Below are 26741 nucleotides of genomic sequence, written 5' to 3'. Positions count from 1 at the left end.
GGGTTCGCCGCGCGGTCATCGCTTCCGAAGTGGAAACACTCGGGCGGGGACTAAAGGTGTGCACTCGGAGGTAGCCGTCGGCGCCTCAAACCCTTTCCGACTCGTACGACCGCAGACCTTCACGGTTCCGCAAAGATGGGCGCGAATCCAAACCCCCTTATCCTCGTGTCACCCTACCGCATACCAATGTCAGTACGAGTCGGAATCCTCGGAGCCACCGGCGCAGTCGGACAGCGATTCATCCAACTCCTCGACGACCACCCAACGTTCGACCTGGCGACGGTCACCGCCAGCGACGACAGCGCGGGCAAGCGCTACGACGAGGCGGCCAAGTGGCGCGTCGACACGCCCATCCCGGACGACGTCGCCGACATGGAGGTCCAGCGGACTGCGGCCGACGCGGTGCCGGACGATCTCGATCTGATCTTCTCGTCGCTCCCCTCGGGCGTCGCCGCCGACGTCGAACCGGAGTTCGCCGAAGCGGGCTACGTCGTCTCCTCGAACTCCTCGAACGACCGGATGGCCGAAGACGTCCCGCTCACCATCCCCGAGATCAACGCCGACCACCTCGGCCTCATCGAGGTCCAGCGCGACGAACGCGGCTGGGACGGCGCGCTGATCAAGAACCCCAACTGCTCGACGATCACGATGGTGCCGACGCTCGCCGCGCTCGACGAGTTCGGCCTCGACCGCGTCCACGTGACGACGCTGCAGGCGGTCTCCGGCGCGGGCTACGACGGCGTCACCTCGATGGAGATCATCGACAACGCAATCCCGCACATCGGCGGCGAGGAGGAGAAGATGGAGTCCGAATCCCGTAAACTGCTCGGCTCCTTCGACGGCGCGGCGCTCTCGCTGCACGACGCTGAAGTCAACGCCTCCTGCAACCGAATCCCGACGCTCGACGGCCACCTCGAGTCGGTGTTCGCCGACCTCGCCGACGACCCCGACGTCGAGGCAGTCGCCGAGGCGATGCGCGAGTATCCCGGCGTCGACCTCCCGAGCGCGCCCGAACAGCTCATCCACGTCTTCGACGATCCGATGCGCCCGCAGCCGCGTCTCGACCGGAACCTCGAAGGCGGGATGGCCGTCGCCGCCGGCGGCATCCAGGAGACCGCAAACGGCATCAAGTACAACTGTCTCGCCCACAACACGATCCGCGGCGCCGCAGGTGCCTCGGTGCTGAACGGCGAACTGCTGGTCGAAGAGGGCTGGGTCTAGAGGACGGCCGTTCTCGTCGCGGACGCTCGCTTCGCTCGCGCTCTCGGAAAAAGTTGCTCTCGCCGTTCCGTTCTACCGAGGACGCTCGGAAGGGACGTCGTGCCTTCCTCCGAAGCAAAACTCGTCGCGAGTACTTTTCGTTTCGACTATTTAAACGGGCGCTGCTCGCTCCCCGAGTCTCCCACGCCCAGTCAGCAGCGCGGCGGCGAGAGCGACGACGACGCTCACGCCGACGTGAACGGGGAAGCTGAACACGTCGTCGGCACCGGGAACGTTGACGTAGCTCGTCCCGGCGATCACGACGAACGTGACACCGAACGTCGCGTAGGCGACGAGGGTCGGCACGGCGATTCCGGAGAGTCGGTCGGCGTACACGCTGACGAGTCCGCCCGCCAGAAGGCCGACGAGGACGCCGACGAAGACGCCGACGATCCCGACTCCGGGCGCTTCGCCCGCTCCCAGCAGTTCGATGGTCGCGGCACCGGCCAGTAAGAAGGTGGTGACGGCAGTTCCCGCTCCGAGAGCTAACGTACGGGCGTTCATGTGTGTGACGTCGTGTTCTCGCGGCAAATAGCCTGCTGGCGATTCTCGGAGGGCGAGAACCGGTCTCCGAGAGCGACCGGGACGGTCGCCACGACTAGCTCGATAGCAAGGTCGAACCCACCGCTGACAGAAGTTTATAAATCCGAAAGACTGCTTGGGTTGCAGCGAAATCTTCGTTTCCGAATTAGACAATCTTAACACGCAAAAGCAACAACGCACACATCATGAGTAGGTCCAACCAGGACTGGTGGCCAAACCAGCTGAACTTGGAGATTCTCGATCAGAACGCTCGCGACGTCGGACCGATGGACGAGGAGTTCGACTACGCCGAGGCGTTCGAGTCGCTCGACTTCGACGCCGTGAAGGCGGACCTCGAAGAGGTGATGACGACGTCACAGGAGTGGTGGCCAGCCGACTACGGTCACTACGGACCGCTGTTCATCCGCATGGCGTGGCACAGCGCCGGAACGTACCGCACCACCGACGGTCGCGGCGGCGCGACCGGTGGTACCCAACGCTTCGCCCCCCTCAACAGCTGGCCCGACAACGCGAACCTCGACAAGGCGCGCCGACTGCTCTGGCCGGTCAAGCAGAAGTACGGCCAGAAGCTCTCGTGGGCCGACCTGATCGTCTTGGCCGGGAACGTCGCCCTGGAGTCGATGGGGTTCGAGACGTTCGGCTTCGCCGGCGGGCGCGAGGACGCGTACGAACCCGACGAAGCCGTCGACTGGGGGCCCGAAGACGAGTGGGAGGCCTCCGAGCGCTTCGACGAAGAGGGTGAACTCGAGGGAACGCTCGCCGCCACCGTGATGGGGCTCATCTACGTCAACCCGGAGGGACCGGACGGCGAACCGGACCCCGAGGCGTCGGCGAAGAACATCCGCGAGTCGTTCGGCAAGATGGCCATGAACGACGAGGAGACGGCCGCGCTCATCGCCGGCGGACACACGTTCGGGAAGGTCCACGGTGCCGACGACCCCAACGAGCACGTCGGTCCCGAGCCCGAAGCGGCCCCCATCGAGCAGCAGGGCCTGGGCTGGGAGAGCAGCCACGGCTCCGGCAAGGGAGCTGACACGATCACGAGCGGGATCGAGGGGCCGTGGAACGCCACGCCGACCCAGTGGGACATGGGCTACCTCGACAACCTGCTCGACTACGAGTGGGAGCCCGAGAAGGGTCCCGGCGGTGCGTGGCAGTGGACCACGACGAACGACGAACTCGACGACACCGCACCGGGCACCGAAGAGCCGTCGGAGAAGGAAGACGTGATGATGCTGACGACGGACGTCGCGCTGAAGCGTGACCCGGACTACCGGGAGATCATCGAGCGCTTCCAGGAGAACCCGAAGGAGTTCCAGGACGCCTTCGCGAAAGCCTGGTACAAACTGATCCACCGCGACATGGGCCCGCCGGAGCGGTTCCTCGGTCCGGAGGTCCCGGACGAGGAGATGCTGTGGCAGGACCCTGTCCCCGACGCCGACTACGAACTGATCGGGGAGGAGGAGATCGACGAGCTCAAAGAGGAGATCCTCGCCTCGGAGCTCTCCGTCTCTCAGCTCGCCAAGACCGCTTGGGCGGCGGCGTCGACGTACCGCGACAGCGACAAGCGCGGTGGCGCGAACGGGGCCCGCATCCGCCTCGAGCCCCAGCGGAGCTGGGACGTGAACGAACCGGACCAGCTGGGGACGGTACTGGAGACGCTCGAAACGATCCAAGAGGAGTTCAACAGCTCGCGCTCGGACGACGTGCGGGTCTCGCTCGCCGACCTGATCGTGCTGGGCGGCAACGCGGCCGTCGAGCGGGCGGCGGCGGACGCCGGCTACGACGTGGAAGTGCCGTTCGAGCCGGGGCGTACCGACGCCTCGCAGGCACAGACCGACGTCGAGTCCTTCGAGGCGCTCGAGCCGGCGGCCGACGGCTTCCGGAACTACCTCTCGGACGAGGACGACCGGTCGGCGGAGGAGCTGCTGGTCGACAAGGCCGACCTCCTGAGCCTGTCGGCGTCCGAGACGACGGTGCTGGTCGGCGGCATGCGCGCGCTGGGTGCGAACTACGACGAGTCCGACCTCGGCGTCTTAACGGACGAGCCGGAGACGCTGACCAACGACTTCTTCGTGAACGTCCTCGACATGGACTACGAGTGGGAACCGGTCGAGGAGTCGGACTCCGGGGACATCATGGAGTGGGAATCGGCCTCGGAAGCCCAGGAGATCTACGAACTGCGCGACCGTGAGACGGGCGACGTCGAGTGGGCAGGAACCCGCGTCGATCTCATCTTCGGGTCGAACTCCCGACTGCGAGCAATCTCGGACGTCTACGCGTCCGACGACGCCGAGGAGAAGTTCGTGCACGACTTCGTGGACGCGTGGCACAAAGTGATGAGCCTCGACCGCTTCGACCTCGAGTAGTTTCGACTGCGATCCTCGCGGTCGAAGCCATCTGCGACGCCTCGGTGACGGGTCGCCGCGGCCCCCGATCCGGTCCTGCGATTGAGTCGTGAACGACTGTCGGGGGAGTGAGGACGACGTTCTCCGTCGTCTCGGGTCACGAACGCCGAGACAGAGCGCCACATCTTTTCGCCCCTCCCCTCTAACCCCCTCTCATGAGACGTGCACGCATCCAGACCGCAGACGGGCCCCGAGCGGGCGAGTATCGGGACGGCGTCGTCGTCGCCGAGAACGGCGAGTACGTCGTCGGTGAGGACGGCGACCTGCTCGCACCCTGTGACCCCTCTTCGCTCTACTGCGTCGGTCGGAACTACGCCGCCACGCTGGACCAGATGGAGTACGAACGACCCGCCGAACCGGACTTCTTCATCAAGCCGCCGGCGTCGGTGCTCGCTCACGAAGAACCGATCGTCTACCCCGAGTTCACCGAGGAACTCACCTACGCCGGCGAGTTGGTCGCCGTGATCGACGATCGCTGTCACGACTTCTCCGTCGAGGAGGCGCCGGAGCACATCCGCGGTTACACCATCATGAACGACGTCGACGCCCTCGACCAGCAGGGCCGGACGGCGCGGAAGGCGTTCGACGGCTCCGGGCCGCTCGGACCGTGGCTGGAGACGGAGCTCAACCCCCGGAGCCTGGAGATGCACACCGACGTCGGCGGCGAGCGACGGCAGGAGGCCAACACCGAACTGATGCTGTTCGGCCCGTACGAGATCGTCTCGTATCTCTCGAAGCGGTTCACCTTCCGCCCCGGCGACGCTATCGCCTTCGGCAGTCCGGCGAACCCCGGAACGATCGAACCCGGCGACGTGGTCGAGATCACGTACGAGGGGATCGGGACGCTGCGGAACGAGGTCGTCGCGGACGAAAACTGAATCCGACGACAACCCCTGCGACCGGCCGAGTCAGACGACCTGGTTTTCGAGCTCTTCGTACGCGCCGAGTTCCTCTGCCTGCTTCACGTTGCGCGCGAGGATGTCGGCCAGCCGCTCCCAGTAGGCCGGCGTGTGGCCGGCGTTGTGCGGCGTGACGAGCACGTTGTCGAACGTCCAGAGCGGGTGGTCCCGGGGGAGCGGTTCGGGGTCGGTCACGTCGAGCGACGCTCCGCGGATGCCGTTGGTCTCCAGCGTCGAGACGAGCGCGTCGGTGTCGACGATGGGGCCGCGACCGATGTTGATCAGCACGCTGTCGGGTTTCATCGTCTTGAACGCGTTCGCGTCGAACATCCCCTCCGTCTCGTCGGTGAGGGGGGCGGCGACGACGACGTAGTCGGCGACGCCGAGCGCGTCGTGGAGGTCGTCGAAGCCGAGCACCTCGTCGGTCGGACCACCTTTCTCTGGGGAGTAGCGGACGCCGACGGTGTCGACGCCGAACGGGTCGAGACGGTCGACGACGGCCTGTCCGATGGCTCCGAGCCCGACGATAGCGACGGTGCTACCCTGCAGTTCGTGGGTCTGAAATGAGCGCCACTCGGTGCGCTCCTTCCGCCGCCACGCCGTGTGGAACCCGCGGGCGAAACCGAGGATGCTGCCGAGGACGTGCTCGGCGATGTTGGGACCGTGAACGCCCGAGGCGTTCGTCACGGCGACGCCGTGGTCCTCCAACTCCTCCATCGGGAGGTGTCCCGTCCCGGCGAACGAGCAGGCGAACAGTTGGAGGTTCTCCACCTCGTCGAGCAGTTCGGTCGGGAGTGTGAACCCGGCGGCGACGGGGACCGTCCGGAGCAACTCTCGCTCCTCGTCGGGCGTCCGAGCGTAGACGATCTCTCGATCCGGCAGTCGCTCGCGCAGGGCGTCGATGTAGCCCTCGGCGGGCATCCCGTGGATCTTCTGTCGCAGCACCGCGATGTCGGCGTCGGTCATGTGGCGGTGGTATACGCGAGGGGACTAAGGTCCCTCCGTTTCGGCAGTCGCCGCCGCGTCCGCTCGCCAACGTGACCGGTTCCAGCGGTGATTTGTAGAGTGCCGCTGTAGCCGAAGGCAGTGACGCTCCGCGATCGACTCGTCGTCGCCACGGCGGCGGCCACCCGTTTCGGCAGTGGCATTCTCATGGGGACCGCACTCGGGTTCTACATCGGCGATTCCGGCGGGTCGGACCTCGCGGCGGCGCTCGTCTACACCGCCTACTTCGCGGGGATGATGCTGTTCGCGCCGGTCTGGGGTGCCGTCGCCGACGTCACCGGTCGCCGGCGAGCGGTGCTCGTCCTCAGCGGGGCGGGAGCGACGCTCGCGGTGCTCCCGCTCGTCGTCGCCGAGGGGACGTGGGCGTCGGTCGGTCTCCGCGGCCTCTACGCCTCCTTCGCCGCGGCGTTCCCGCCCGTGATGCTCACCGTCGTCAGCGCCGCCGGCGGCGAGTCCGGACGCGGACGTGCGGTCGGCTTCTTCAACAGCGCCCGGGCGTTGGGGTTCACCGGTGGGCAGTTGACGGCGGGGGCGCTGCTCGGACTGCTCGTCCCCGACTCGCTGTTTCTCGCCATCGCGGGGCTGAGTCTCGTCTCGACGCTCGCCGTCGCGTTCGTCGCCGACAGCGCACCGACCCCCGACGTCGACCCGACGCTCTCGGAGGTCGTCTCGGAGGTCCGTCACCGACTGCTGCCCGGCGTCGACGACCGTGCACACCTCCGGACCAACGGCCTCCAGTGGCTCTACGTCGCGCTCGCGCTCCGGAACACCTCCGTCCTCGGCGTGATGTCGCTCATGCCGGTCTACCTTCCCCAGTCGCTCGGCCTCTCGGAGCTCCTGATGGGCGCGTTGCTGGCGCTGAACCCCGGCGGACAGGCCGTGTTCATGCTGGTGTTCGGCCGCGTCACCGATGTGACGGGTCGGAAACGCCTCGTCACGCTCGGGATGGCCGGCAGCACACTGTTCGCCCTCGTCGCCGCCGCCGCGACGCTCCCGGCGACGGCGTCCGGTCGGTTCGCCGTCGGCGTCGTCGCTTTCCTGCTCATCGCGGCGTCGTTCTCGGCGATGACGACCGGCGCGCTCGCGTTCATCGGCGACGTCGCGCCGCCGGACCGTGAGTCCGAACTGATGGGGTTGCGGACGACCGCTAAGGGTGTCGGCGGCGTCCTCGGACCGGTTCTCGTCGGCGGGCTGGCGCTCGTCGTCTCGAAGGAGGTCGCCTTCGTCGTCGGCGCGGTGCCCGGCGTGGTCGCGACGGTGCTCGTCGGCGTCATGCTCGTCGAAAGCCACGGAGCACGAGCACGAGTCCCGCTGTTCGGTGGGTGACGTCCGAGTCGGCGACCCGTCTCGGCTCTCACGCGTCTGACCACTCGGGAACGACAGAATCTCTCCGCTCGATACTGTTCCGGGCATTTAATAGCGGAGTGCTTCCGGGTACAGTGTATGAAGCGCGTAGACGTGGCCATCGTCGGTGGCGGCCCGGCCGGGTCCGCAGCGGCCCACGCCGCCGCCAGCACCGGCGCGGAGGCCGTCGTTCTGGAGAAAGGCGTTCCCCGGGCGGACCGCGAGCGACTCGGTCCGGACTCTACCGACGCCGCGGGTATCCTCGACTACTGGGTGGACATCATGGGTATCCACCCCGACGAGTTCCCCGACGACGTCGTCCTCCACGAACTGGACCGCGCGGAGTTCGTCGGTCCCAACGAGTCGCTGACGATGCGGACGACCGGCATCGAATCCTCGTACGACCACTTCGGCTACGCGATGCACCGCGCGAAGTTCGACGACTTCCTCCGCAACCGGGCAGAGGACGCCGGGGCCGAATATCGCGTGAAGACGTCCGTGAAAGACGTCGAGACGGATCTCGACTCTGGCTCCGACGACCCGCGACACGTCCTCACGCTCGCCGACAGGTCGACCGTCGGTGCCGACTTCCTCGTCCTCGCCGACGGTCCCCAGCGGACGGTGACGAACAAGGTGCTCGATCGGTTCCTCCCCGACGGTCGCAAGGCGTCGGACGTGATGGCCTCGGTGAAGGCCAACCACATCGCCTACCAGGAACACCGGAAGTTCCCGCCCGAAGTGTTCGAGGAGGTCGCCGGCGCGATCATGTTCTGGTGGGGGTATATGCCCGGTCACACCGCCTACCCGTGGGTGTTCCCGAACGACGACGGCGTCTGCCGCGTCGGGTTGACGATGCCCATCGGGATGGACATCGACGACGTCGAGGACCGCGAGAAGTACGCGCTGCTCCGCGAGGACGACGAACGCATCCCCTCCGGCAGCGTCTACATCGAACGCCTGCTCGAACTGCTCTGGGGCGACGAGTACGACGTCGAGGAGGAGTTCCCCGTCGTCGAAGAGCGCGGGAAGTCGAAGGGGACCGAGACCTACCCCATCTCCTCGACGCGACCCATCGACTCGCCGACCGAGGCCGGCATCGCCGTCGTCGGCGGCGCGATGGGGGCGACGTCGGCGTTCCACGAGGGCGGCGACCACGTGGCGGTCCGCACCGGCGCTATCGCCGGCGAGCTCGCGGCCGAGGGCGACCTGAGCGACTACAACGACCGCTGGAAGGACGCCATCGGTAGCGAGGTGCTCAGAAACGTCGCGATGGCCGAGTGCGTCCGCGGCTACGGCCCCGACGACTGGGACTGGGCGTTCGAGACGGCGAACAAACTCAAAGCCGACGACGGCTACAGATTGTTCAACACGTCGAAGCTCGGTGCCGGATTGAACGCGGCACGGCTGGTCGGCAGCTACAAGAAGACGAAGCTCAAGTACCGCAAAGGCAAGTACGTCCAGCTCAAAGCGAACGAGTACGTCTACTGACTCTGCTCTGCTCGTCCGACTCTCTCCTTCACGTTCTGCGGCAATCGACGGTGCGACCGCTCGCGGGTCCGAGCGCCAAGAGAACGACTAGACAGAACTCGCAGATTACGCTTCGGCCGTCGCGCCGCCCTTCTTGCGCGTGACGTAGCCGGCGATGCGGTTGCGGACCGACTTCGAGTCGACGTTCGTGAGCTGCGTGACGTTCTCCTTGTTCGTCTCGAAATCCGTGTTGAACGCCTGCGGGTAGCGCTCCAGCAGGAGGTTCCCCATCTGCTTGACGTATTTGGGCTTGATTGCCATGTCCGACGATTTCCCGGAGAGACACTAAAACGATTCGTTCCGCGGCGCGCGTCCGACGGAGTGAACTACCGCTTCTCACGTCACCCACGTCACGCGTCGCGGTACTCGCGCCACTCGCTGACCTCGGTCAACGTCTCGAACGCCTCGCGCTCCGCCGATCCGCCGCACTTCTCGACCGTCTCCGCGAAGTAGTCGAGTCGCCGCAGCAACTCGTCGGTGTCGAACGCCGGGACGTCGAGTCGCGAGACTGCAACCGTCGCGTCCACGACGGCGGCGAACCCCCGATTTATCGTCGGCACGTACTCTCGCACCACCGCGTGCTCGACGGGCGCGAACTCCCACCGCTCCCAGCGCGTCCCGCCGTCTTCGCCCGTGTCGACCTGCTCGGCCTCGACGTCGACCCACGCGTCGGCTCCCTCGAGCACCGGCTCTGTCCGCTCGTGGATCGTCACCGCCGCGGCGACGAACTCCCGCGGGTCCTGGGTGAACTGGACGACGCCACCGCCCTGTCGGTGGAAGTTCCGACGGGTCCGGGTGTTTCCCCACGTCGTTGCCGTCACCGGTTCTCCGTCGTCTTCGGGTGCGTGCAGACCGAGCGCCGCGAAGTTCCACTGGTCGTTCGGGCCGAGCGTGGCGACGACCGACTCGGTGACACCGCGGAGAGCGACGGGCCAGTCCGCGTCGCCGTCGCGACGCAGTCGGCGCGTCACACCGCCACCCCACGTTCGAGCGCGACGAACAGCGCCGCGGCGGTGATGTCGGCGGTCGTCCCCGGGTTCAGCCCCTCAGCGACGAGCGCGTCTGCGAGTCTCGCCACCTCCTCCGGGTCGCCGCGCGCGTCGCCGGCGAGTCGACTCACCTCGGCGGCGACCTCGGAGCCGTGTTGGGTCGCGACGAGCGTGTCCGGTTCGTCCGCGAGCAGGTCGAGGAACGTGCGGGCCGCCCGGTCGAGGATCGGTCCGTCGTCGTCGAGGATCGACTCGGCGGCGTCGAACGTCCGACGGAACCCGCCGGTCCACTCGCGGGCGTTACCGTCCCGCTCGGCGCTCAGTTCCATCACGTCGTAAAGCGTCGTCCCACGATTCTGTAGGGTCGGGATCGCACCCGACCCTCGACGCACGTCGAGCGCCGGCGCGTCTTCGGGCGGGTCGCCGACGGCGACGTCGACGTGTTCGAAGGCGCGGTAGAAATTCGCGGCGTCGTCGACGGTGGTCGCCTCGACGACGGCGGTCACGTCTCCGGGCGTCAGGCCGGCCTCGACGGCGCTGGCAGCCGTCACGAGCGGCACGAGCAGCAGGAGGCAGCCGAACTGCGTGTTGCCGCCGTCTTGCTGGCTCATCCCGGCCACGCCGCGCTCGAACGCCTCGCCGACGGGTGCGCCGTCCTCGGCCGCCTGCAACCCCCGACGCGACCCGACCGACCCGGCGAGGAAGTGCTCGAACCGGAGGTCCGGGAGGTCGTGCTCGCGGTCGACGTTGCCCGGTTTCGGCGTCCCGGCCACTTCGAGTAGGAGCGCGAGTTCGGCGTGCTCTGCCGGCGAGAAGTCGCGAGCGGCGGGGCCGGTCACGTCGGTGTTGTCGCTCACGGCGCGACCTCCGGCCCGTGCGTCTCGAACCACTCGTCGACCGCCGCGCGGACCCGACGGAGGACGACCGGGTCGTCGCTCGGTCGCCCGACGCTCACCGCGTCCGCACCGTAGTCGAGATACTCCCGGACGCTCGCCGCGTCGCGGACGCCGTTGTTCGCGACGACGAACAGGTCGGTCGCGTCGACGACGTCGGCGACGACAGGTTCGGAGTCCATCGCGTCGACGTGGAGCCAGTCTGCACCGGCAGTCTCGACGCGCTGCGCCGTCTCAGCGAGGTCGACGCCGTCGACTTCGGCGCGCACCTTGACCGAGACCGTCGCTCCCGTCTCCGCCGCGGCGGCGACGTACTCGCAGAGGCGGTCGGTGTCGCACAGCAACGACTCGCCGCAGCCGACGGCGCAGAGCTCCGCCTGTCGGCAGTGGGCGTTGACCTCGATCGCCGCGTCGTGGGCGGCACAGACCGCGGCCGCCTCGGCGATCGGAGCGACCGTGGCGCTCCGGACGTTGAACCCGACGGCGAGCGAGGTGTCGGCGAGCTTCGCCAACTCGCGGTCGACGAACGTCACCGGGTCGTCGGGGAGGAACTCGGTTCGGTCGCGCGCGACCAGTTCTCTGGCCGCCGCCCGCGAGTCGACGTCGAGCGCGATACCGCCGAGGAACGCCGCGCCGATGTGGGCCTCGCCCGCTCGCGCCCACGCGGCGTCCGACTCGCCGCTGAGACTGGCGAGCGCCACGCGGGGTGCGAACATCAGCGTCCCCCCGTCGCGCTCGCGTCCGTCTCCGCCGCCTCGAACGCGCCTACCCCTTCGAACGCCTCGGCGACGGCACGAGCGACGCGCTCGGCGTCCGCCTCGTCGTCCATCCGCGTGTCGGTCCGGACGACCGGTCGACCCAGTTCGGTCCCGTCGTCGTCGTCGAGGACGAACGCATCGGCGAACGGGTAGGCGTCGGCGACGCCCGCAGTGCTCGCCTCGTAGCCGACCGCCTCCATCAGTTTCGCCGCCGGCCCGGAGAACACTTCGTCCTCCACGAACGGGGAGACCGCGACGACCGGCGTCTCCCGAAGCGCGTCTTCGACGCCATTCAGTGCCAGCATCGGACCGATGCTCGTCACCGGGTTCGACGGACCGATCACGACGGGGTCGGCCAGCGCGTCGAGCGTCTCTCGTGTCGGCTCTGCCTCACTGGCACCGCGGAACTCGACGTCCTCGACGTTCGGTTCGGCCCGCCTCGCCACCCAGAACTCCTGGAAGTGTAGCTCGCTCGCGTCGGTGTGGACGATGCTCGCGACGGGGTCGTCGGACATCGGCACGAGGTCGACGGCGAGGTCGAAGGCGTCGGCGAGCGTCCGGGTGACCTCGGTCAACGAGTACCCCTCGTCGAGGAGGCTGGTCCGTGTGACGTGGACCGCTCTGTCCCTGTCGCCGATCTCCATGAACTCCGCCACGCCGGAGAAGCGCCGCCAACGGGCGATCTCTCGCCCACTGACCTGCGCCTCGTCGTCGAGGTAACGCGGCTCGGCTTCGAGTCCGGCGGCGTCGGCCAGTCGGTGGAGTTCGGCGCTCGTCTCGGTGGTGTCGTCGGCGATGCCCCACCACCGGTCGGTGTCGAGGACGCCGCCGCCGTGAAAGAGCACGGTGTCGACGTCGGGACAGACGAGCAGTCCGCCGAGTTCGACGTCATCGCCGGTGTTGCCGACGACGGTCGTCTCGGCGGGGTCGAACACGCCGGAAGCGCCGTCCAGCAACTTCGGCGTCCCCGTCCCGCCGGCGAGGAAGGTGACCATTGGTCGGTGGTTGTCCGTCCGGTGGTTTGTATCTGACTCTCTCAGCGACGAGGGTCGCTCGTCGCCGCGCGAAACCTCGGCCATCCACTCCGGCGCGCGCTGGTACCCTCACCTCCGAGGATGCCAGCAGCGTGTGAGGTTCTCGTGACCGCAGGCGAACGAGGGCGAGACAGAGCCTGCTCTGCCGGAGCGACCGAGGAACGCAGCGAGACGCGCGAGTCGACAGCACGTGAGCTTTCGAGAAGGATCGGTTCAGATATCCTGCCGGCGTCTACAATTCCTGATAATTATCTCTTCCGTGCTGAATAGAGAGCGCGTCTTCAGTACGACCGCTCCTGAGCGGACGCGCAGTACTCTTCCGTCTCCAGCGGCAAAGAGTTTCGTGACCGAAGCACGCGCGCACGTTTTCGTCGAAGGTGATGTACAGCACGTCCACTTCCGCGACAACACCCACGAGACCGCTCGCGCACACGACATCGAAGGGTGGGTCAGGAATCTCGAGGACGGACGAGTCGAGGCGCTGTTCGAAGGACGCGAAGAAGACGTAAATACGATGATCGGCTGGTGTCAGAGCGGACCCGTGAAGGCCGACGTGAGCAAGGTCGAAGTCGAAGAAGGTGACCCCCAGGGTGATCTCGACGGGTTCGAAAAACACTGAACGTCGGTGCACGAACTGTCTCTCTTTCCCGTTTCTCGTCCAGCCTGACACGGTTCGGAGGCAATCCGTCCGCCGACGGTCCTCAGTCGTCCTCGCCGAGGAGGGAACGACCACGTCTTACGCGGTGGCCGTGCAACCCCAGAAGTACGAATACACTGGGTCTGATGAGACTGAGAGTCTCGGAGCGGTGAACCACCAGACGCTCACCCGATCGTCGCCGACCGTCGAAAACGGCAGACAAAAGAGTGTCACTCCGAGTCTGCCGGTCGACGAGGCTGGAGAGAACTCTCGGTTCATATTCCCCCGTACAGATCTGAGGCACCGGATACACTGAGTGAGAAAACTGCGTCTGACTCGCTCGTCGTCCCAGTCAAAATCATCACCGCTGAATAGACCCTCTGTGTGTCGACGCGGCTTCTGACAGCACCTGAGTAGGGTTCTGTAATCGTGCTGAATACAGAGCGCACGTTCACTAATCACATTTTCCCACCTATAACTGATATCAGTGAAACAAATAAAAATTTCAAAAGATAGGAAAGATAAAGTTTTTAAGTCTCTGAAGTAAGAATATGATTCGTAACCTACATTCTTCGTTTATGATTTGTGGCCGCAATGTCCTTCGGCGCAGAATTGATTAAGTGCAAATATGAAAACCAATCCTATTTACAGGTGTAGTGACGGGAAATATTACGGTGACGTGGACATTTGGAAACGGCTTGAATCGGGAACGTGGACACCCTGTTGTTGGGATACGGAGTCTGGAAAAGAGTGGATGGAAACGCAAGACGGGGAGCTACTGATTCTTGAGCCGATCTCCCAAAACGAGCTTCCTGAATCGGTACAAACCGAACGTGTTACCACCGGTACTGTCGTCAATAAAGAGAGTAGCTACCGATAGCAGATGAGTTGGTCGGGTGTGACTGTGTCGGCTCCACCGAGTCGAGGAGAAAGCCCACACGACTTCGGTCGTGGAAGGAGATCGAACGAGACAACCCTCGTTTGCCAACGCACGAGAGGGAGAGCCGATGGCGTCGAAGAGAACGTGAGACGAGGCAGGGAAACTGGCCCACAGTGCTCATTGCAGGGGGACACACCGAGACGGGAGCAGATATCCCGTGCCATGGCGTTTAGTGTTTTTTCCCAACGGTTACTGCTGCTTTGCCTGAGTTTTCACGTTGTCGCGCTCCTTGCGAGTTTTGTGCAGACAACCTTTGTCTGTTGCACGATGTTCCTAGCAGAATCTTAGAGGGCTCTGTGGGGTGCTGAATTCAAAGCGCATCTGCAGCACACGCAGTCGACCCGAGCCTACTGTCTGTAAGTGCTTTTTGAGTAAATACCCCTAAGGGGGGGGGGGAGGGGGTATTACCGGAATGCCTTGGTGCAATTCACCCTCCTGGAGTCGTGGTGATGAATTGTAGTTCATCGTTCTCGCGGTGCTCCGAAAAGGATGATGGCAAAATAGGTTAATTGATGAGATGCTCACGTAGCCGAGTAGATTCCTGAATGCACCCTCCTGTTCAGCACGCTGGAAAACGTGCAATTCAGAATCGCAAACCGTTCAGTACTGGCTCGATCCACCCTCGGAATGAGCTTCAGCCGATCGGAACCTGTTGTCTGTGTTCTATCGGAAAACGATATCGGCGAATGGCCAACCTCCCTCACGACTTACTCGTGTTCGTGGCTGACATCGGCACGACCGATGTCCTCGAGAACCTGATCGAACGACACTTTTCCATCACCCTCCTGTATGTTCCTTGGATCAAGCGCGTCCGTATCAAGGATCTCTTTGGGTGTCAGCCATACCCACTCACAGCCTTCGTTGCCTCCTTCGATGAATGCGGTGAAATTATGAAGTTCGTGTTCGAGAGCCTCTTTGCTAAATGGAGCCAAAAGCGGCGGTGGGCCTTCGGAACCCTCGAACGTATCCTCGTAGTCTGGGATATCCTCCTCGCTAAGATTTCCGACGACAATCCGCATTGCCATCCCGAGTATGTGGTGTGGTCCACAATACATGTCATAGAGGCCTTCTGTCTCGAATCGATAGAGCCACGCTCCACCGGCGTTGACCACCGGCGACGAGAAGGGTGGGGTCTGTTTAGGAACCCGCCGTTGGAATCCGTGTGCAGGGTGGTACGCCGTAATTGTGTGGTCGGGAGCGGTAAACGTGAACTGGACAACATCACCGCAGTCCACAGAGAGTCCACTGGGCGCAAAGTGGAACATCGGCGGTTGGTTCTCGGGAGGGTTTGGAGGAATTGCGTGTAATTCGACCACGTGATCCGGTTCCAGCTTCGTCGGAATATCATCGGCGTCCGAGGTCGCATAGCCGTAATGAGAGTCGATATGCGGTGGATGCGGATCGTCGTGCTTTGCGGCTGCGTTACCGGCACTAAGCGACAGCGCAGTTCCCACACCGAGCGCTTTCATCACAGACCGACGATCGATACCGTGGTTTTTGATCAATTCGAGTAGCTCTGCATCACTGAGCTCCCGTTCGTCCATGGCTGGTCGATCGGTCATGTTTTTTCTCTGGCTATCTACTGTTTCGACGAGACAGACTGTTTCTCGCCCGATTCGGACGATCTACGTCGAACCAGATATGTGAATTGTGAACGTGTACCAACATAAGTTGTAGGACGTTGTCGAGACTAGAGGCTATGGATACACCTTCTGTGTGTTGCACCTCCCTTTTGACAAGAACCGAGTAGGTTTCGGTGGGCGTGCTGACTCGATAGAAATTCGGGCAACGTTCGTATGACGATCGCAGCCTGCAAATCCACGCACCCCATCCGAAACACCAGATGACCGACAGCTCGTATCAGTCTCGATGATCGCCGCCAAGGACAGCGTCCACGACTACGTCTCGCTCGACCCGCTGGCGCAGGACCTCGTGGACGGCACCGCGATCGAACACGTCGATGCCGCACGCGACGTGCTCGGGGTGCGAGCGAGCCGGGGCGACTGACCGACGGCGCTCCGACGGTTTTTATCCCGTCGGGCCGAACTCCCGGCCCATGATTACCGTCAAGGACAGCGTCCACGACCACATCGAGGTCGAGGGCGTCGCCGCCGCTCTCCTCGACACTCGGGAGGTGCAGCGGCTCCGCCACATCAAGCAGTTGGGGACGGTCCAACTCGTCTACCCTTCGGCGAACCACACGCGCTTCGAGCACAGCCTCGGCGTCTACCACCTCGCGAACCGCGCACTCTCGCATCTCGGCATCGAAGGCTCGCTGGCCGAACGCCTCCGCGCGGCCGCACTCCTCCACGACGTCGGTCACGGCCCGTACAGTCACAACATCGAGGCGCTCACGTACCGTCACACCGGGAAGTACCACGACGACGTGGCGGAGCTGCTCGCCCGCGGCGAGGTCGGCGAGGTACTCCGCGAGCACGACCTCGACCCCGCCGCTGTCGCTGGCCTCGTCGCCGGCGAGGGACAGTACGGCCAGTTGGTGTCGGGAGAGCTCGACGTCGACCGGATGGACTACCTGGTGCGCGACGCCCACCACACGGGCGTCCCCTACGGCACCATCGACACCGGTCGGCTCGTCCGCGAACTGACGTTCGTCGACGGCGAACTCGTCTTGGACGAAGGAAACGTTCAGACCGCCGAGTCGCTGCTCCTCGCGCGGGCGTTGATGAACCCGACCGTCTACCAGCACCACGTCGCCCGCATCTCGAAGGCGATGCTCCGGCGCGCCGCCGAACGGCTGTTGGGCGAACCGGACATCTCGGCGTCGCAGATACGCCGGATGGACGACCACGATCTGCTGGCGAGCCTGCGGATGACGCCGTCGACGGCGGAGTTCGCCCACCGTCTCGACCGGCGAGACCTCTACAAACGCGGCGTCTGGGCCGAACTCGACGACGTCCCACAGTACGTCCTCGACGCGCCGCACGAGGAGCTCCGAGAGGTCGAACGCGAGGTCGCCGAGCAGACGGGGGTCGACCCCGGCGAGGTCATCATCGACGTCCCCGCCGAGCCGTCGATGAAGGAGTCCTCCTCGCGGGTCGTGGTCAACGGCGACGTCCGGCAGCTCGACCGGCAGTCGCCGCTCGTGAGCGCGCTACGGACCGCCCAGCGCCAGCAGTGGCGACTCGGCGTCTACGCGCCCGCCGACGCCGCAGACCGGGTCGGCGAGACCGCCGTGGACGTGCTCGGTCTCGACATCGAGGGCGCGCTCGTCAACTACGTCCGGACCGGCCAGCGGACGACGCTCGATCAGTTCGACTGAACGCCTGCTTCGGGAGGTTCAAGCCACTCGATTGCGACCCTGTAGACGATGATACTCGAGGGGACCGTGCTTCGAGGCCGCGACTTCGAACCGGTGGAGGGACGCGTCGTCGTCGAGGACGGCACCGTCGTGGACGTAGAGGAGGCAACGGTCGACTCGACCGACATCGTCCTCCCGGCGTTCGTCAACGCCCACACGCACATCGGCGACTCGATCGCCAAGGAGGCTGGGGCCGGCCTCTCGCTGGACGAACTCGTCGCGCCGCCGGACGGGCTGAAACACAGACTGCTCCGACAGGCCAGCGCCGAGGAGATGATCGCGGCGATGCGCCGTTCGCTGCAGTACATGCAGGCGGGCGGACAGGCGGCGTTCGTCGAGTTCCGCGAGGGCGGCGTCGACGGCGTCGACGCCATCCGACGGGCGCTCGACGGCCTCGACGTCGAGGGCGTCGTCCTCGGCCGCGAGACTCCGGAGGCGATGGAGGCGGCCGACGGGTTCGGTGCCAGCGGCGCGCGCGACGGCGACTTCGACGCCGTCCGAAACGCGACGCGCGAGGCGAACAAACTGTTCGGCATCCACGCCGGCGAGCGTGACCCCGATGACATCAACCCGGCGCTGGACCTCGTTCCCGACTTCCTCGTCCACATGGTCCACCCCGAACCGCTCCACCTCGAACGCGTCGCCGACAGCGAGATCCCCGTCGTCGTCTGCCCGCGCTCGAACCTCGTCACGGGCGTCGGTGTCCCGCCGCTGCGGGAGCTGTTGGACCGGACGACCGTCGCGCTCGGTACCGACAACGTGATGCTCAACAGCCCCTCGATGTTCCGCGAGATGGAGTTCGCGACGAAGCTGACCGACGCCAGCGCCCGCGAGGTGCTCCGGATGGCGACGGTCAACGGGGCCGAGATAGCCGACCTGAACTGCGGGCTCGTCGAGCCCAGCCGTGACGCGAAACTGCTCGTGCTCGACGGCGACTCGGACAACCTCTCCGGCGTCCACGACCCCGTCCGGGCCGTCGTCCGCCGGGCGGGTCACGCAGACGTGAAACGCGTCGTGCTCTGAGGCGACCGCATCGTTCGGGCGTCCACCGCCGCACCCTTGCGCTTTCTGCACGAAGAGCTAAGATGTTCGACAGACTAGCGTGTGGTGAGCTAACATGGATCTGTACGACCGGATTCTCGTCCCGACCGACGGTTCCGAAGGCGTCGAACGGGCAGTGTCGCACGCCGTCGACCTCGCGGCGGCTCACGGTGCGACGATCCACGCCGTCTACGTCGTCAACACGGCGGGGTTCACCGGTCTCCCGATGGAGTCCTCCTGGGAAGGCGTCGAGAATATGCTCCGGGAGGACGCCGAGACCGCACTGGAGACCGTCCGGACGCTCGCCGGCCGCCAGGACGTCACGGTCGAGACGCACGTCCTCGAAGGGCCACCGCAGCGCGAGATCGTCCGGTACGCCGAGGAGGAGGGTTGCGACCTCGTCGTGATGGGGACCCACGGTCGCGGCGGCATCGACCGGCTCCTGTTAGGGAGCGTCGCCGAGAAGGTCGTCCGCTCGTCGAACGTCCCCGTGATGACCGTCCGGGTCGGGACGGAACAGCCGGGACAGGCGACGTGAGGGCGTTCACACCGGCCGCAGATGCTCGCAGTCGCCCGCGTGAACCCTCACGTCCCCCTCGCTCGTGTCGACGACGAGCGCACCCGGAAACTCTACGTCGACGGCCGTCCCCTCGACGACGCCGCCGGACGTCTCGACGCGGACGCGCTGCCCGAGCGTCGCCGAGTGTGCGCGCCACGCCGGCAGCACCTCGTCGGGGTTCTCCCGTAGCTCGTCGAACTCCTCCAGCAGCCGCTGGACGAACACGCGACGGTCGACGTCGCCGCCCGTCTGTTCGCGCAGGCTCGTCGCCCCCTCCGGAAGTTCCGCGGCGTCGACGTTGGCGTTGACGCCGATGCCGGCGACGAGCCACGAGACGCGGTCGGCCTCGCCCTCCATCTCGGTCAGGATACCGACGAGTTTCAGACCGCCGCGCTCGCTCCGCTCGCCCGTCTCGACCAGGACGTCGTTCGGCCACTTGATGCTCGCGTCGACGCCGACCTCCCGGCAGACGCGAGTCACCGCGACGGCCGCCGCCAGCGTGAACACGGGGACGTGCGCCGGAGGTCGCTGCGGTCTGACGAGGATGGAGACCCACACGCCACCGGACGGGGCCGACCACGCCCGTTCGAGTCGCCCCCGCCCGCCGGTCTGTTCGTCGGCGACGACGGCGACGTCGTCTGCCCCCTCGGCCGCCAGTTCTCGCGCGCGGAGGTTCGTGCTGTCGACGCTGTCGTGGTACTCGACGGAGAACGGCGCGTCGAGTCCGAACTCGATGCTGGCCGCACCGTAGCCGGGGACGTCGGCGACGACGTAGCCGTCGTTCGTGCTCTCGACCTCGAACCCCTCGTCTCGGAGCGCCTCGACCTGCTTCCAGACGGCCGCCCGCGAGACGCCGAGTCGGTCGGCGAGTTCCGGTCCGCCCACGGGTCCCTCCGCGAGTGCGTCGAGGAGGGCGCGTCGAGTCTCGTTCATACCGAAACTGAGAGTGCAGGGGTCAAATGTCCGCCGCTCTCGGCTCGGCGACGTTCGACGACGCCGGTGCGACGGCCCGGAACGTTTAGACGTTCGGGGCCGTCGGGTCCGGCGTGACACTCCCCGACCACACTGCGACGCTCTCGACGGGCCGCCGCGTCGATCTGCCGCTCCGCTGTGAGGCGGATGTCGTCGGCGCGCTGTTCTCGGCGGACCAGCGGTCGCTCCGGGGGGCCGTCCCCGAGGCGCTGACGCCGGTCCGGGTCGGTCCACGGAGGGGCGTCGTCGTCGTCGTCGGCGTCTCCTACTCGCAGGCCGGCGACTTCGACCCGTACGACGAACTGGCGGTTATCGTCCCCGTCGCTCGCCGAACCGTCGCCGGCGTCCCTCGCCTCGACGGTGGTCTCGGCGGCTACGTCGTCTCCCTGCCGGTGACGACCGAGGAGTCCCGCCGGATGGGACGGGAGATCTGGGGCTACCCGAAGACCGTCGCCGACGTCGAGATCCGACGGGAGAGCGTCGCCGACGGGGGCGACGAGTGGCACGTCGACGTTCGCGAGGGCGGTCGTGACGACGACGGATGCGACGGAGGCGACGGCACTCTCGCGCTCTCGCTGTCGGTTCGTGAGACCGGCCGACGACCGACGCGGGAGGGGACGCTGGACAGCTACACGGTCAAGGAGGACCGACTGTGGCGGACGCCCGTCGACGTTCTCGGGCCGGTCGGTCTCGGCCTCGGCGGGAAGAACGTCTCGTTGAGTCTCGAACGCGGGCGCCTCGCCGAGGACGTACGTCGTCTCGACGTCGGTCGACCGCTCGGTCGGTTCACGGGGCGGGTTCGCGCACACGTGCAGGCCGGTTCGGCCGTCGAGTGAGGTCGGTACTCACGTCGACGGGGACCGTATCCGGAACCTCTGTTATCCCCCACCGCAATCGTCCGGGTATGACCGTCTCAAGCGCTCCCGGGAAGGTGTATCTCTTCGGGGAGCACGCCGTCGTCTACGGCGAACCGGCGGTGCCCTGCGCCATCGAGCGCCGGGCGACCGTCTCCGTCGACCGCCGCGACGACGACCACGTCCGCGTCGTCGCCGAGGACCTCAGTCTCAACGGGTTCGCCGTCGAGTACTCCGGGTCGACCGACGAGCACCCCGACGTCGACGTGCCGACGTCACTCGTCGAGGCCGCGATGGGCTACATTGACGCCGCGGTCGAACAGGCTCGTGACGCCGCCGACGAACCCGACGCCGGCTTCGACATCACCGTCGAGAGCGACATCCCGCTCGGCGCGGGACTCGGCTCGTCGGCCGCCGTCGTCGTCGCCGGCATCGACGCCGCCACCCGCGAACTCGGCGTCGAACTCACGCCGCAGGAGATCGCCGACCGCGCCTACCGCGCGGAACACGAGGTACAGGACGGGCAGGCCTCCCGCGCCGACACGTTCGCCTCGGCGCTGGGCGGGGCGGTCCGCGTCGAGGGCGACGACTGTCGCACCATCGACGCGCCGGCGCTCCCGTTCGTCATCGGCTTCGACGGCGGGTCGGGCGACACGGGCGAACTCGTCGCCGGCGTCCGCGAACTCCGCGAGACGTACGACTTCGCCGCCCAGACGGTCGAGACCATCGGCGACGTCGTCCGCGAGGGTGAGTCGATCCTCGCCGAGGCCGATCCCGACGGCACTCCCGACGAGGAACTTCTAGAGGAACTCGGCGGACTGATGGATTTCAATCACGGTCTCCTCGAGGCGCTGGGCGTCTCCTCGCGCTCGCTGGACAACCTCGTCTGGGCGGCCCGCTCGGGCGACGCCTACGGCGCGAAACTGACCGGCGCGGGCGGCGGCGGCTGTATCGTCGCGCTCGACCCGACGCCGGAGACCGAGACCGCACTCCAGTACACGCCGGGCTGTGAGGACGTCTTCCGGGCGGAACTGGCGACGACGGGCGTCCAGTCGGAAGACGATGCGGAACTGGGGGCGGAACGCGAGGAGCGAGAGCGATGACGACGATCCTCAAACTGGGCGGGAGCGTCATCACCGACAAGGACCGCCGCGAGACGGTCGACGTGCCGGCGCTGGAAGCGGCGGCGACCGCCGTCGCCAGCGCCATCGACACCGAGTCGCCCGTCGACGACCTCGTGGTCGTCCACGGCGGCGGGAGCTACGGTCACTACCACGCCGAGGAACACGGCGTGAGCACTACCGACGGAACCCACGACGCCCGCGCCGCGCTCGCAATCCACGACGCGATGAAGCGGCTGAACGGTCACGTCCTCGATGCCTTCGGCCAGCGCGACGTCCCCGCCCTCCCGGTCCATCCGCTCTCGGTCGGCGCACGCGACGCCGAGGGCGACCTCTCGTTCTCGCTGGATTCGGTCCGGACGATGCTCGCCGAAGGGTTCGTCCCCGTGCTCCACGGCGACGGGGTCGCCCACGCCGGCGAGGGCGTCACCGTCGTCAGCGGCGACGAACTCGTCGTCCGCCTCGCGGAGGGACTCGACGCCGACCGCGTCGGTCTCTGCTCGACGGTGCCGGGCGTGCTGGACACGAACGACGAGGTCGTCCCCGAGATCCGGGAGTTCGGCGACGTCGCCGCCGCGCTCGGCGGGAGCGACTCGACGGACGTCACCGGTGGAATGGCCGCGAAGGTCCGGGCGCTGCTCGCCCTCGGCGCACCCGCCCACATCTTCGGCCCGGACGAGCTCGAGGCGTTCCTCGCGGGCGACGCCCCCGGGACGTGCATCGACGGCTGAGAACTGGGCCGCGCAGACCGCCGACCGTGAGTCGAGTCGAGTCGGAATCCGACCGGAGACGCGAGCCGAGCGCCGACACGGGCAGTTTTCACCGGAAACGTAGTGTGTGGTGCTAGCACACGCAGGTCGCCTCGTCGTCGGTCGACCGGTCGATGTCGACGCGACCCGCGCTCAGAGCTCGAACTGCAATCCGTCGCGAGCAAAGCGGACGTCGCCGTCGAACCGAGCCTCGATCGCGTCGAGCATCTCGCGGTGTTTCCCCTCCGTGTGGGGGTAGAGATGCGTCAGGTAGACGCGGTCGATGTCACGGCCGGCGAGTACCTCGCCCAGTTGGGTCGGCGTCGGGTGGTTCGAGACGTCGACTTCGTCGGGAAAGGAGCAGTCGTGCGCGAGGACGCGGGAGCCGTCGGCGAAGTTCGCGAGACCGTCGAACGCCTCGGTGTCGCCGCTGAAGGTGAACGCGTCGCCGAAGCGGTAGGCGAGACCGGGCACCGAGTGGCGGGTCTCGTACCCCTCGACGTCGAACCCGGCGACCTCGAACGAGGCGGCCGTCACCTCGCGCACTCGGAGGTCGACTCGGCCCTGCAGGTAATCGTGGACGTCGAGTAAGTCGTCGACGAGCGCCTTCGTCCCGGTCGGGCCGACGACTTCGAGATGCTCCTCGCCGGCGAGCCAGCGCGCTTTGAGCAGGGGGAGGAGATCCGAGACGTGATCGAGGTGGTGGTGCGTGAGGAGAACCGTCGAGATCTCTTCGTAGCCGACGTCTGTCTGGCTGAGTCGATGGAGGACGCCGCTCCCGCAGTCGACGAGGAGCGTGTTGTCGTCGGCCTCCAAGAGCAGGCCGGTCTGCACCCGGTCGGCCGTCGGCATCGCGCTGCCGGTTCCGAGGAAGGTGACGCGCATACCGGTTTGCTCGCTCCGGAGGCCGAAAGCCGTTCGGGCTTCTCTCCGGACTTCCACCGGACGCGACGGCCGTCGGACACAACCCACTTACCCATCCGGTCGAAGAAGACAGTAATGAGAGGCCGGGAGTTGCTGACAGCGTCCGACGTCGACGTCGACGCCACCACCGTCGACATCGCGGACGAGGACGTTCTCGACCTGCTGGAGCCGTCGGTCCGAGAGTGGTGGGTCGACGAGTTCGGTTCGTACGTCCCCGAGAACGACGGGTTCTTCACCCCGCCACAGCGGGAGGCAATCCCGCTCATCCACGAGGGAACGAACGCGCTCGTCTGTGCGCCCACAGGGTCGGGCAAGACGCTCGCCTCCTTCACCGCTATCATCGACGAACTGTTCCGCCGCGACCGCGAGTCGGCGGACGGCCTCGACAACGCGGTCTACTGTCTCTACGTCTCGCCGCTGAAGTCGCTCGCAAACGACATCCACCGCAACCTGACGGTGCCGCTCGAGGGCATCTCCCAGAAGATGGCCGACCGGGGGGAACAGGTGGAGATCCGCCACGCCATCCGTCACGGCGACACCGCCTCCAGCGAGCGTCAGAAGATGCTGGAGACGACGCCGCACATCCTCAACACGACTCCCGAGACGCTGGCGATCCTGCTCAACTCGCCGAAGTTCAAAGAGAAGCTCCGAAACGTCGAGTACGTCGTCGTCGACGAGATCCACAGCCTCGCGGAGAACAAACGCGGCACCCATCTCTCGGTGTCGCTGGAGCGACTGGAGGAGCTGGCCGACGGCTCTCCAACCAGAATCGGCTGTTCGGCGACGGTCGAACCGCTGACGACGATGGCCGAGTTCCTCGTCGGCCGCGACGACGACGGCGCTCCCCGAAACTGCGAGATCGTCGACACGCGGTTCGTCCGCGAGTTCGACGTCGGACTGGAGTGTCCGACCGACGACCTCGTCGACACGCCCCGCAGCGTCGTCACCGAGCGGTTCTACGACCGTCTCCACAAGCTGATCCAGTCGCACACGAACACGCTCGTCTTCACCAACACCCGCTCGGGCGCAGAGCGCGTCCTGCACAACCTCCGCGAGAACCATTCCGAGACGTACGACGAGTCGAACTCGGGCTGTCACCACGGGTCGCTCTCGAAGGAGCGTCGACAGGACGTCGAATCACAGTTGAAGGCGGGCGACCTCGACGTCGTCACCACGTCGACGTCGCTGGAACTCGGCATCGACATGCCCTACATCGACCTCGTCGTCCAGGTCGGGTCGCCGAAGTCGGTCGCCTCGCTGCTCCAGCGGGTCGGCCGTGCGGGGCATCGCCTCGGACAGACGGTCACTGGGCGGGTCGTCGCACTCGACCGCGACGAACTCGTCGAATGTGCAGTGATGCTCAAGAAGGCCGAGGAGGGGTTCGTCGACCGCGTGTTCGTCCCGGAGAACGCCTACGACGTGGCCGCCCAGCAGGTGTACGGGATGGCGATAAACGAGATCCGCCCCGAGTCGGAGATTCGGGACGTCCTCACTCGCGCGTACCCCTACCGCGACTTCGACGACGTCGACTTCGAGCGCCTCTTTCGGTATCTGACTGCCGACTACGAGGGGTTGGAGGAGAAGAACGTCTACGCGAAGATCTGGCGCGACACCAACGATGCGCCGGACGGCGAACACCACTACGAGGAGTACGACGTCGGCCAACCGCTCGTCGGCAAGCGGGGACGGATGGCCCGCGTCATCTACATGACCAACGTCGGCACCATCCCCGACTCCTTCACCTGCGACGTCTACACTCGCTCGTCCAGCGAGTGGGTCGGCAACCTCGACGAGAACTACCTCGACACGCTGGAGAAGGGCGACGTGTTCGTCCTCGGGGGGTCACAGTTCGAGTTCAGGTATCGACGAGGGTCGAAGGTGTACGTCGATCCGACGAACGCTCGTCCGACGGTCCCCTCGTGGTTCTCCGAGCGGCTACCGCTCTCGTACGATCTCGGCCGCGAGATTCTCTCCTTTCAGGGTGATCTGGTCGACCGACTCGAACGCGGCGGTCAACCTGCTGCCCGCGACTGGCTTCGCGGGTTCCCGCTGGACGAGAACAGCGTCCGCGCAATCGCCCGGATGTACGACGAACAGCGTCGGTACGCCGGACCCGACAGCGTCAGCACCGACGACCGCCTCGTCGTCGAGGAGGTGAAGGACAGAGAGGAGTACCGCCGGCACTACCACGTCCACTCGAACTACGGCCGGAAGTTCAACGACGGTCTCTCGCGACTCGTCGCCTACCACTGCGCCCAGGAGGCGAACACGAACGTCCAGGTCGCCGTCGCCGACAACGGGTTCTCGCTGTCGATGCCGCTGAACCGGAAGGTCGACGTCGCAGGCGTGCTCCGTTCGCTGGACCCCGAGGCCGTCGGCAGCGACCTCCGGGCGGCGTTGGAGGGGACCGACCTCTTGAAGCGCTACTTCCGCATCAACGCGACGCGCTCGCTGATGATCCTGAAGCGGTACAAGGGGTACGAGAAGTCCGCCGCCGAACAGCAGGTGTCCAGCGAGATGCTGCTGTCGTTCGCACAGGGGCTCGACGCCTTCGCCGTGATGGAGGAGACGTACCGCGAGATCCTGGAGGACAAACTGAACCACCAGGCGCTCCGCGAGTTCGTCGCTTCGGTGCAGGCGGGCGACGTCGCGGTGACTCGCCTCGAACAGTCCTCGCCGTCGCCGCGAGCGTTCGGCCTCGCGACGCTGATGGCGTCGGACGTCGTCCTCGCCGAGGACGAGTCGGCCGTGCTCAGAGAGTTCCACGAGCGCGTGCTGGCCGAGATCGGCGACGGCGACGACGAGGAGCCCGACGAGGCGGCCGCCGGAGCCGGCTACAGAGACTAACAAAAGTTCCCAGAGTCGACCGACGTACTCTGCTGTGACCGACAGCTTGTTCGTGTTGAAGAGAGGGCGTCAGTCGGTCACCGACCGTCTAGTGAGAGGTCGGGCAACCGTTATCGAG

Annotated in this window: 24 protein-coding genes; 14 read left to right on the top strand and 10 right to left on the bottom strand. The window is 66.3% G+C overall.

Annotation, left to right across the window (positions count from 1 at the left end; all coding sequences use genetic code 11):
• The first annotated feature begins 186 nt into the window (after window positions 1-186).
• A complete protein-coding gene (gene asd / locus BSG17_RS09515; RefSeq protein WP_089823397.1) occupies window positions 187-1221 on the top strand; it encodes an aspartate-semialdehyde dehydrogenase in 1035 nt (344 codons plus the stop codon).
• Window positions 1222-1371: 150 nt separating this feature from the next.
• Here the strand turns inward: asd and BSG17_RS09510 are convergent, their stop codons facing one another.
• Complete coding sequence (locus BSG17_RS09510; RefSeq protein ID WP_089823396.1) at window positions 1372-1764, bottom strand: DUF8147 domain-containing protein; 393 nt, start codon at window positions 1762-1764, stop codon at window positions 1372-1374.
• A gap of 224 nt (window positions 1765-1988) precedes the next feature.
• Between BSG17_RS09510 and katG the strand changes: the two genes are divergently transcribed.
• Both katG and BSG17_RS09500 read left to right on the top strand, forming a co-directional pair.
• Window positions 1989-4172 (top strand): catalase/peroxidase HPI, encoded by a 2184-nt coding sequence (katG, locus tag BSG17_RS09505; protein WP_089823394.1) that lies wholly within the window; start codon window positions 1989-1991, stop codon window positions 4170-4172.
• A 194-nt stretch (window positions 4173-4366) separates the two neighbouring features.
• Window positions 4367-5089 (top strand): fumarylacetoacetate hydrolase family protein, encoded by a 723-nt coding sequence (locus BSG17_RS09500; RefSeq protein ID WP_089823392.1) that lies wholly within the window; start codon window positions 4367-4369, stop codon window positions 5087-5089.
• A 30-nt stretch (window positions 5090-5119) separates the two neighbouring features.
• On the opposite strand, the gene BSG17_RS09495 is transcribed toward BSG17_RS09500, so the two are convergent.
• Window positions 5120-6076, bottom strand: a complete 957-nt coding sequence (locus BSG17_RS09495; protein WP_089823390.1) for a D-2-hydroxyacid dehydrogenase — start codon at window positions 6074-6076, stop codon at window positions 5120-5122.
• A gap of 120 nt (window positions 6077-6196) precedes the next feature.
• Between BSG17_RS09495 and BSG17_RS09490 the strand changes: the two genes are divergently transcribed.
• Both BSG17_RS09490 and BSG17_RS09485 read left to right on the top strand, forming a co-directional pair.
• Window positions 6197-7441, top strand: a complete 1245-nt coding sequence (locus BSG17_RS09490) for an MFS transporter (RefSeq protein WP_089823388.1) — start codon at window positions 6197-6199, stop codon at window positions 7439-7441.
• A 117-nt stretch (window positions 7442-7558) separates the two neighbouring features.
• Entirely contained in the window at window positions 7559-8947 is a 1389-nt protein-coding gene (locus BSG17_RS09485) for an NAD(P)/FAD-dependent oxidoreductase (RefSeq protein ID WP_089823385.1), read from the top strand.
• Window positions 8948-9052: 105 nt separating this feature from the next.
• On the opposite strand, the gene BSG17_RS09480 is transcribed toward BSG17_RS09485, so the two are convergent.
• From BSG17_RS09480 to cofD, 5 genes are all read right to left on the bottom strand, one after another.
• On the bottom strand, window positions 9053-9247 hold the full coding sequence (locus BSG17_RS09480; protein ID WP_089823383.1) for a 30S ribosomal protein S17e: 195 nt from the start codon (window positions 9245-9247) through the stop codon (window positions 9053-9055).
• 89 nt (window positions 9248-9336) lie between these two features.
• Window positions 9337-9957, bottom strand: a complete 621-nt coding sequence (locus tag BSG17_RS09475; protein WP_089823381.1) for a DUF447 domain-containing protein — start codon at window positions 9955-9957, stop codon at window positions 9337-9339.
• Window positions 9954-10832, bottom strand: coding sequence for a triphosphoribosyl-dephospho-CoA synthase (locus BSG17_RS09470; RefSeq protein WP_394327961.1), 879 nt, complete (start codon window positions 10830-10832; stop codon window positions 9954-9956). Before BSG17_RS09470 ends, BSG17_RS09475 begins: the two co-directional genes overlap by 4 nt.
• Window positions 10829-11584, bottom strand: coding sequence for a tRNA-dihydrouridine synthase (locus BSG17_RS09465; RefSeq protein WP_089823379.1), 756 nt, complete (start codon window positions 11582-11584; stop codon window positions 10829-10831). The genes BSG17_RS09470 and BSG17_RS09465 overlap by 4 nt, the downstream gene beginning before the upstream one ends.
• Window positions 11584-12621: a 2-phospho-L-lactate transferase gene (gene cofD / locus BSG17_RS09460; RefSeq protein ID WP_089823377.1), complete on the bottom strand. Its 1038-nt coding sequence runs from the start codon at window positions 12619-12621 to the stop codon at window positions 11584-11586. Before cofD ends, BSG17_RS09465 begins: the two co-directional genes overlap by 1 nt.
• 382 nt (window positions 12622-13003) lie before the next feature.
• Here cofD and BSG17_RS09455 point away from each other — a divergent pair, with 382 nt between their 5' ends.
• Window positions 13004-13279, top strand: coding sequence for an acylphosphatase (locus tag BSG17_RS09455; RefSeq protein ID WP_089823375.1), 276 nt, complete (start codon window positions 13004-13006; stop codon window positions 13277-13279).
• Window positions 13280-14944: 1665 nt separating this feature from the next.
• Here the strand turns inward: BSG17_RS09455 and BSG17_RS09445 are convergent.
• Window positions 14945-15781, bottom strand: coding sequence for a cupredoxin domain-containing protein (locus tag BSG17_RS09445; protein WP_089823371.1), 837 nt, complete (start codon window positions 15779-15781; stop codon window positions 14945-14947).
• Between the two features lie 325 nt (window positions 15782-16106).
• Here BSG17_RS09445 and BSG17_RS26950 point away from each other — a divergent pair, with 325 nt between their 5' ends.
• From BSG17_RS26950 to BSG17_RS09430, 4 genes are all read left to right on the top strand, one after another.
• Window positions 16107-16244 (top strand): hypothetical protein, encoded by a 138-nt coding sequence (locus tag BSG17_RS26950; RefSeq protein WP_170864760.1) that lies wholly within the window; start codon window positions 16107-16109, stop codon window positions 16242-16244.
• A gap of 49 nt (window positions 16245-16293) precedes the next feature.
• Window positions 16294-17517: an HD domain-containing protein gene (locus tag BSG17_RS09440; protein WP_089823369.1), complete on the top strand. Its 1224-nt coding sequence runs from the start codon at window positions 16294-16296 to the stop codon at window positions 17515-17517.
• 48 nt (window positions 17518-17565) lie between these two features.
• Window positions 17566-18579 carry an amidohydrolase family protein gene (locus BSG17_RS09435; RefSeq protein ID WP_089823367.1) on the top strand — a complete coding sequence of 338 codons (1014 nt, stop codon included), beginning with the start codon at window positions 17566-17568 and terminating at the stop codon, window positions 18577-18579.
• 94 nt (window positions 18580-18673) lie between these two features.
• Window positions 18674-19135 carry a universal stress protein gene (locus BSG17_RS09430; protein WP_089823364.1) on the top strand — a complete coding sequence of 154 codons (462 nt, stop codon included), beginning with the start codon at window positions 18674-18676 and terminating at the stop codon, window positions 19133-19135.
• Window positions 19136-19141: 6 nt separating this feature from the next.
• On the opposite strand, the gene BSG17_RS09425 is transcribed toward BSG17_RS09430, so the two are convergent.
• Window positions 19142-20089, bottom strand: a complete 948-nt coding sequence (locus tag BSG17_RS09425) for a biotin--[acetyl-CoA-carboxylase] ligase (RefSeq protein ID WP_089823363.1) — start codon at window positions 20087-20089, stop codon at window positions 19142-19144.
• A gap of 113 nt (window positions 20090-20202) precedes the next feature.
• Here BSG17_RS09425 and BSG17_RS09420 point away from each other — a divergent pair, with 113 nt between their 5' ends.
• The 3 genes from BSG17_RS09420 (at window position 20203) to BSG17_RS09410 (ending at window position 22834) form a co-directional block, all read left to right on the top strand.
• The gene (locus BSG17_RS09420; RefSeq protein WP_089823361.1) at window positions 20203-20964 is read left to right on the top strand and encodes an acetoacetate decarboxylase family protein; all 762 of its coding nucleotides are present in this window, start codon (window positions 20203-20205) and stop codon (window positions 20962-20964) included.
• A 68-nt stretch (window positions 20965-21032) separates the two neighbouring features.
• Window positions 21033-22085: a mevalonate kinase gene (gene mvk / locus BSG17_RS09415; protein ID WP_089823359.1), complete on the top strand. Its 1053-nt coding sequence runs from the start codon at window positions 21033-21035 to the stop codon at window positions 22083-22085.
• A complete protein-coding gene (locus BSG17_RS09410) occupies window positions 22082-22834 on the top strand; it encodes an isopentenyl phosphate kinase (protein WP_089823356.1) in 753 nt (250 codons plus the stop codon). Before mvk ends, BSG17_RS09410 begins: the two co-directional genes overlap by 4 nt.
• A gap of 171 nt (window positions 22835-23005) precedes the next feature.
• Here BSG17_RS09410 and BSG17_RS09405 read toward each other — a convergent pair whose 3' ends face one another.
• Window positions 23006-23737, bottom strand: a complete 732-nt coding sequence (locus BSG17_RS09405) for an MBL fold metallo-hydrolase (protein WP_089823354.1) — start codon at window positions 23735-23737, stop codon at window positions 23006-23008.
• A gap of 114 nt (window positions 23738-23851) precedes the next feature.
• Here BSG17_RS09405 and BSG17_RS09400 point away from each other — a divergent pair, with 114 nt between their 5' ends.
• Complete coding sequence (locus BSG17_RS09400) at window positions 23852-26623, top strand: ATP-dependent helicase (protein WP_089823352.1); 2772 nt, start codon at window positions 23852-23854, stop codon at window positions 26621-26623.
• Window positions 26624-26741: the final 118 nt, after the last annotated feature.

Origin of the sequence: Halogranum amylolyticum, from assembly GCF_900110465.1 — an archaeon.
In the GTDB taxonomy this organism is placed as follows: Archaea; Halobacteriota; Halobacteria; order Halobacteriales; family Haloferacaceae; genus Halogranum; species Halogranum amylolyticum.
The sequence above is the reverse complement of the archived record's forward strand: the minus strand, read 5'-3'. Positions and strand labels throughout refer to the sequence as shown.

Coding starts and splice junctions, on each gene's coding strand:
- BSG17_RS09410 (WP_089823356.1), top strand. CDS start 22,082: ATGACGACGATCCTCAAACTGGGCGGGAGCGTCATCACCGACAAGGAC.
- mvk (WP_089823359.1), top strand. CDS start 21,033: ATGACCGTCTCAAGCGCTCCCGGGAAGGTGTATCTCTTCGGGGAGCAC.
- BSG17_RS09500 (WP_089823392.1), top strand. CDS start 4,367: ATGAGACGTGCACGCATCCAGACCGCAGACGGGCCCCGAGCGGGCGAG.
- BSG17_RS09430 (WP_089823364.1), top strand. CDS start 18,674: ATGGATCTGTACGACCGGATTCTCGTCCCGACCGACGGTTCCGAAGGC.
- BSG17_RS09465 (WP_089823379.1), bottom strand. CDS start 11,584: ATGTTCGCACCCCGCGTGGCGCTCGCCAGTCTCAGCGGCGAGTCGGAC.
- BSG17_RS09425 (WP_089823363.1), bottom strand. CDS start 20,089: ATGAACGAGACTCGACGCGCCCTCCTCGACGCACTCGCGGAGGGACCC.
- BSG17_RS09405 (WP_089823354.1), bottom strand. CDS start 23,737: ATGCGCGTCACCTTCCTCGGAACCGGCAGCGCGATGCCGACGGCCGAC.
- cofD (WP_089823377.1), bottom strand. CDS start 12,621: ATGGTCACCTTCCTCGCCGGCGGGACGGGGACGCCGAAGTTGCTGGAC.
- BSG17_RS09445 (WP_089823371.1), bottom strand. CDS start 15,781: ATGGACGAACGGGAGCTCAGTGATGCAGAGCTACTCGAATTGATCAAA.
- BSG17_RS09400 (WP_089823352.1), top strand. CDS start 23,852: ATGAGAGGCCGGGAGTTGCTGACAGCGTCCGACGTCGACGTCGACGCC.
- BSG17_RS09495 (WP_089823390.1), bottom strand. CDS start 6,076: ATGACCGACGCCGACATCGCGGTGCTGCGACAGAAGATCCACGGGATG.
- BSG17_RS26950 (WP_170864760.1), top strand. CDS start 16,107: ATGATCGCCGCCAAGGACAGCGTCCACGACTACGTCTCGCTCGACCCG.
- BSG17_RS09485 (WP_089823385.1), top strand. CDS start 7,559: ATGAAGCGCGTAGACGTGGCCATCGTCGGTGGCGGCCCGGCCGGGTCC.
- BSG17_RS09440 (WP_089823369.1), top strand. CDS start 16,294: ATGATTACCGTCAAGGACAGCGTCCACGACCACATCGAGGTCGAGGGC.
- BSG17_RS09480 (WP_089823383.1), bottom strand. CDS start 9,247: ATGGCAATCAAGCCCAAATACGTCAAGCAGATGGGGAACCTCCTGCTG.
- katG (WP_089823394.1), top strand. CDS start 1,989: ATGAGTAGGTCCAACCAGGACTGGTGGCCAAACCAGCTGAACTTGGAG.
- BSG17_RS09510 (WP_089823396.1), bottom strand. CDS start 1,764: ATGAACGCCCGTACGTTAGCTCTCGGAGCGGGAACTGCCGTCACCACC.
- asd (WP_089823397.1), top strand. CDS start 187: ATGTCAGTACGAGTCGGAATCCTCGGAGCCACCGGCGCAGTCGGACAG.
- BSG17_RS09435 (WP_089823367.1), top strand. CDS start 17,566: ATGATACTCGAGGGGACCGTGCTTCGAGGCCGCGACTTCGAACCGGTG.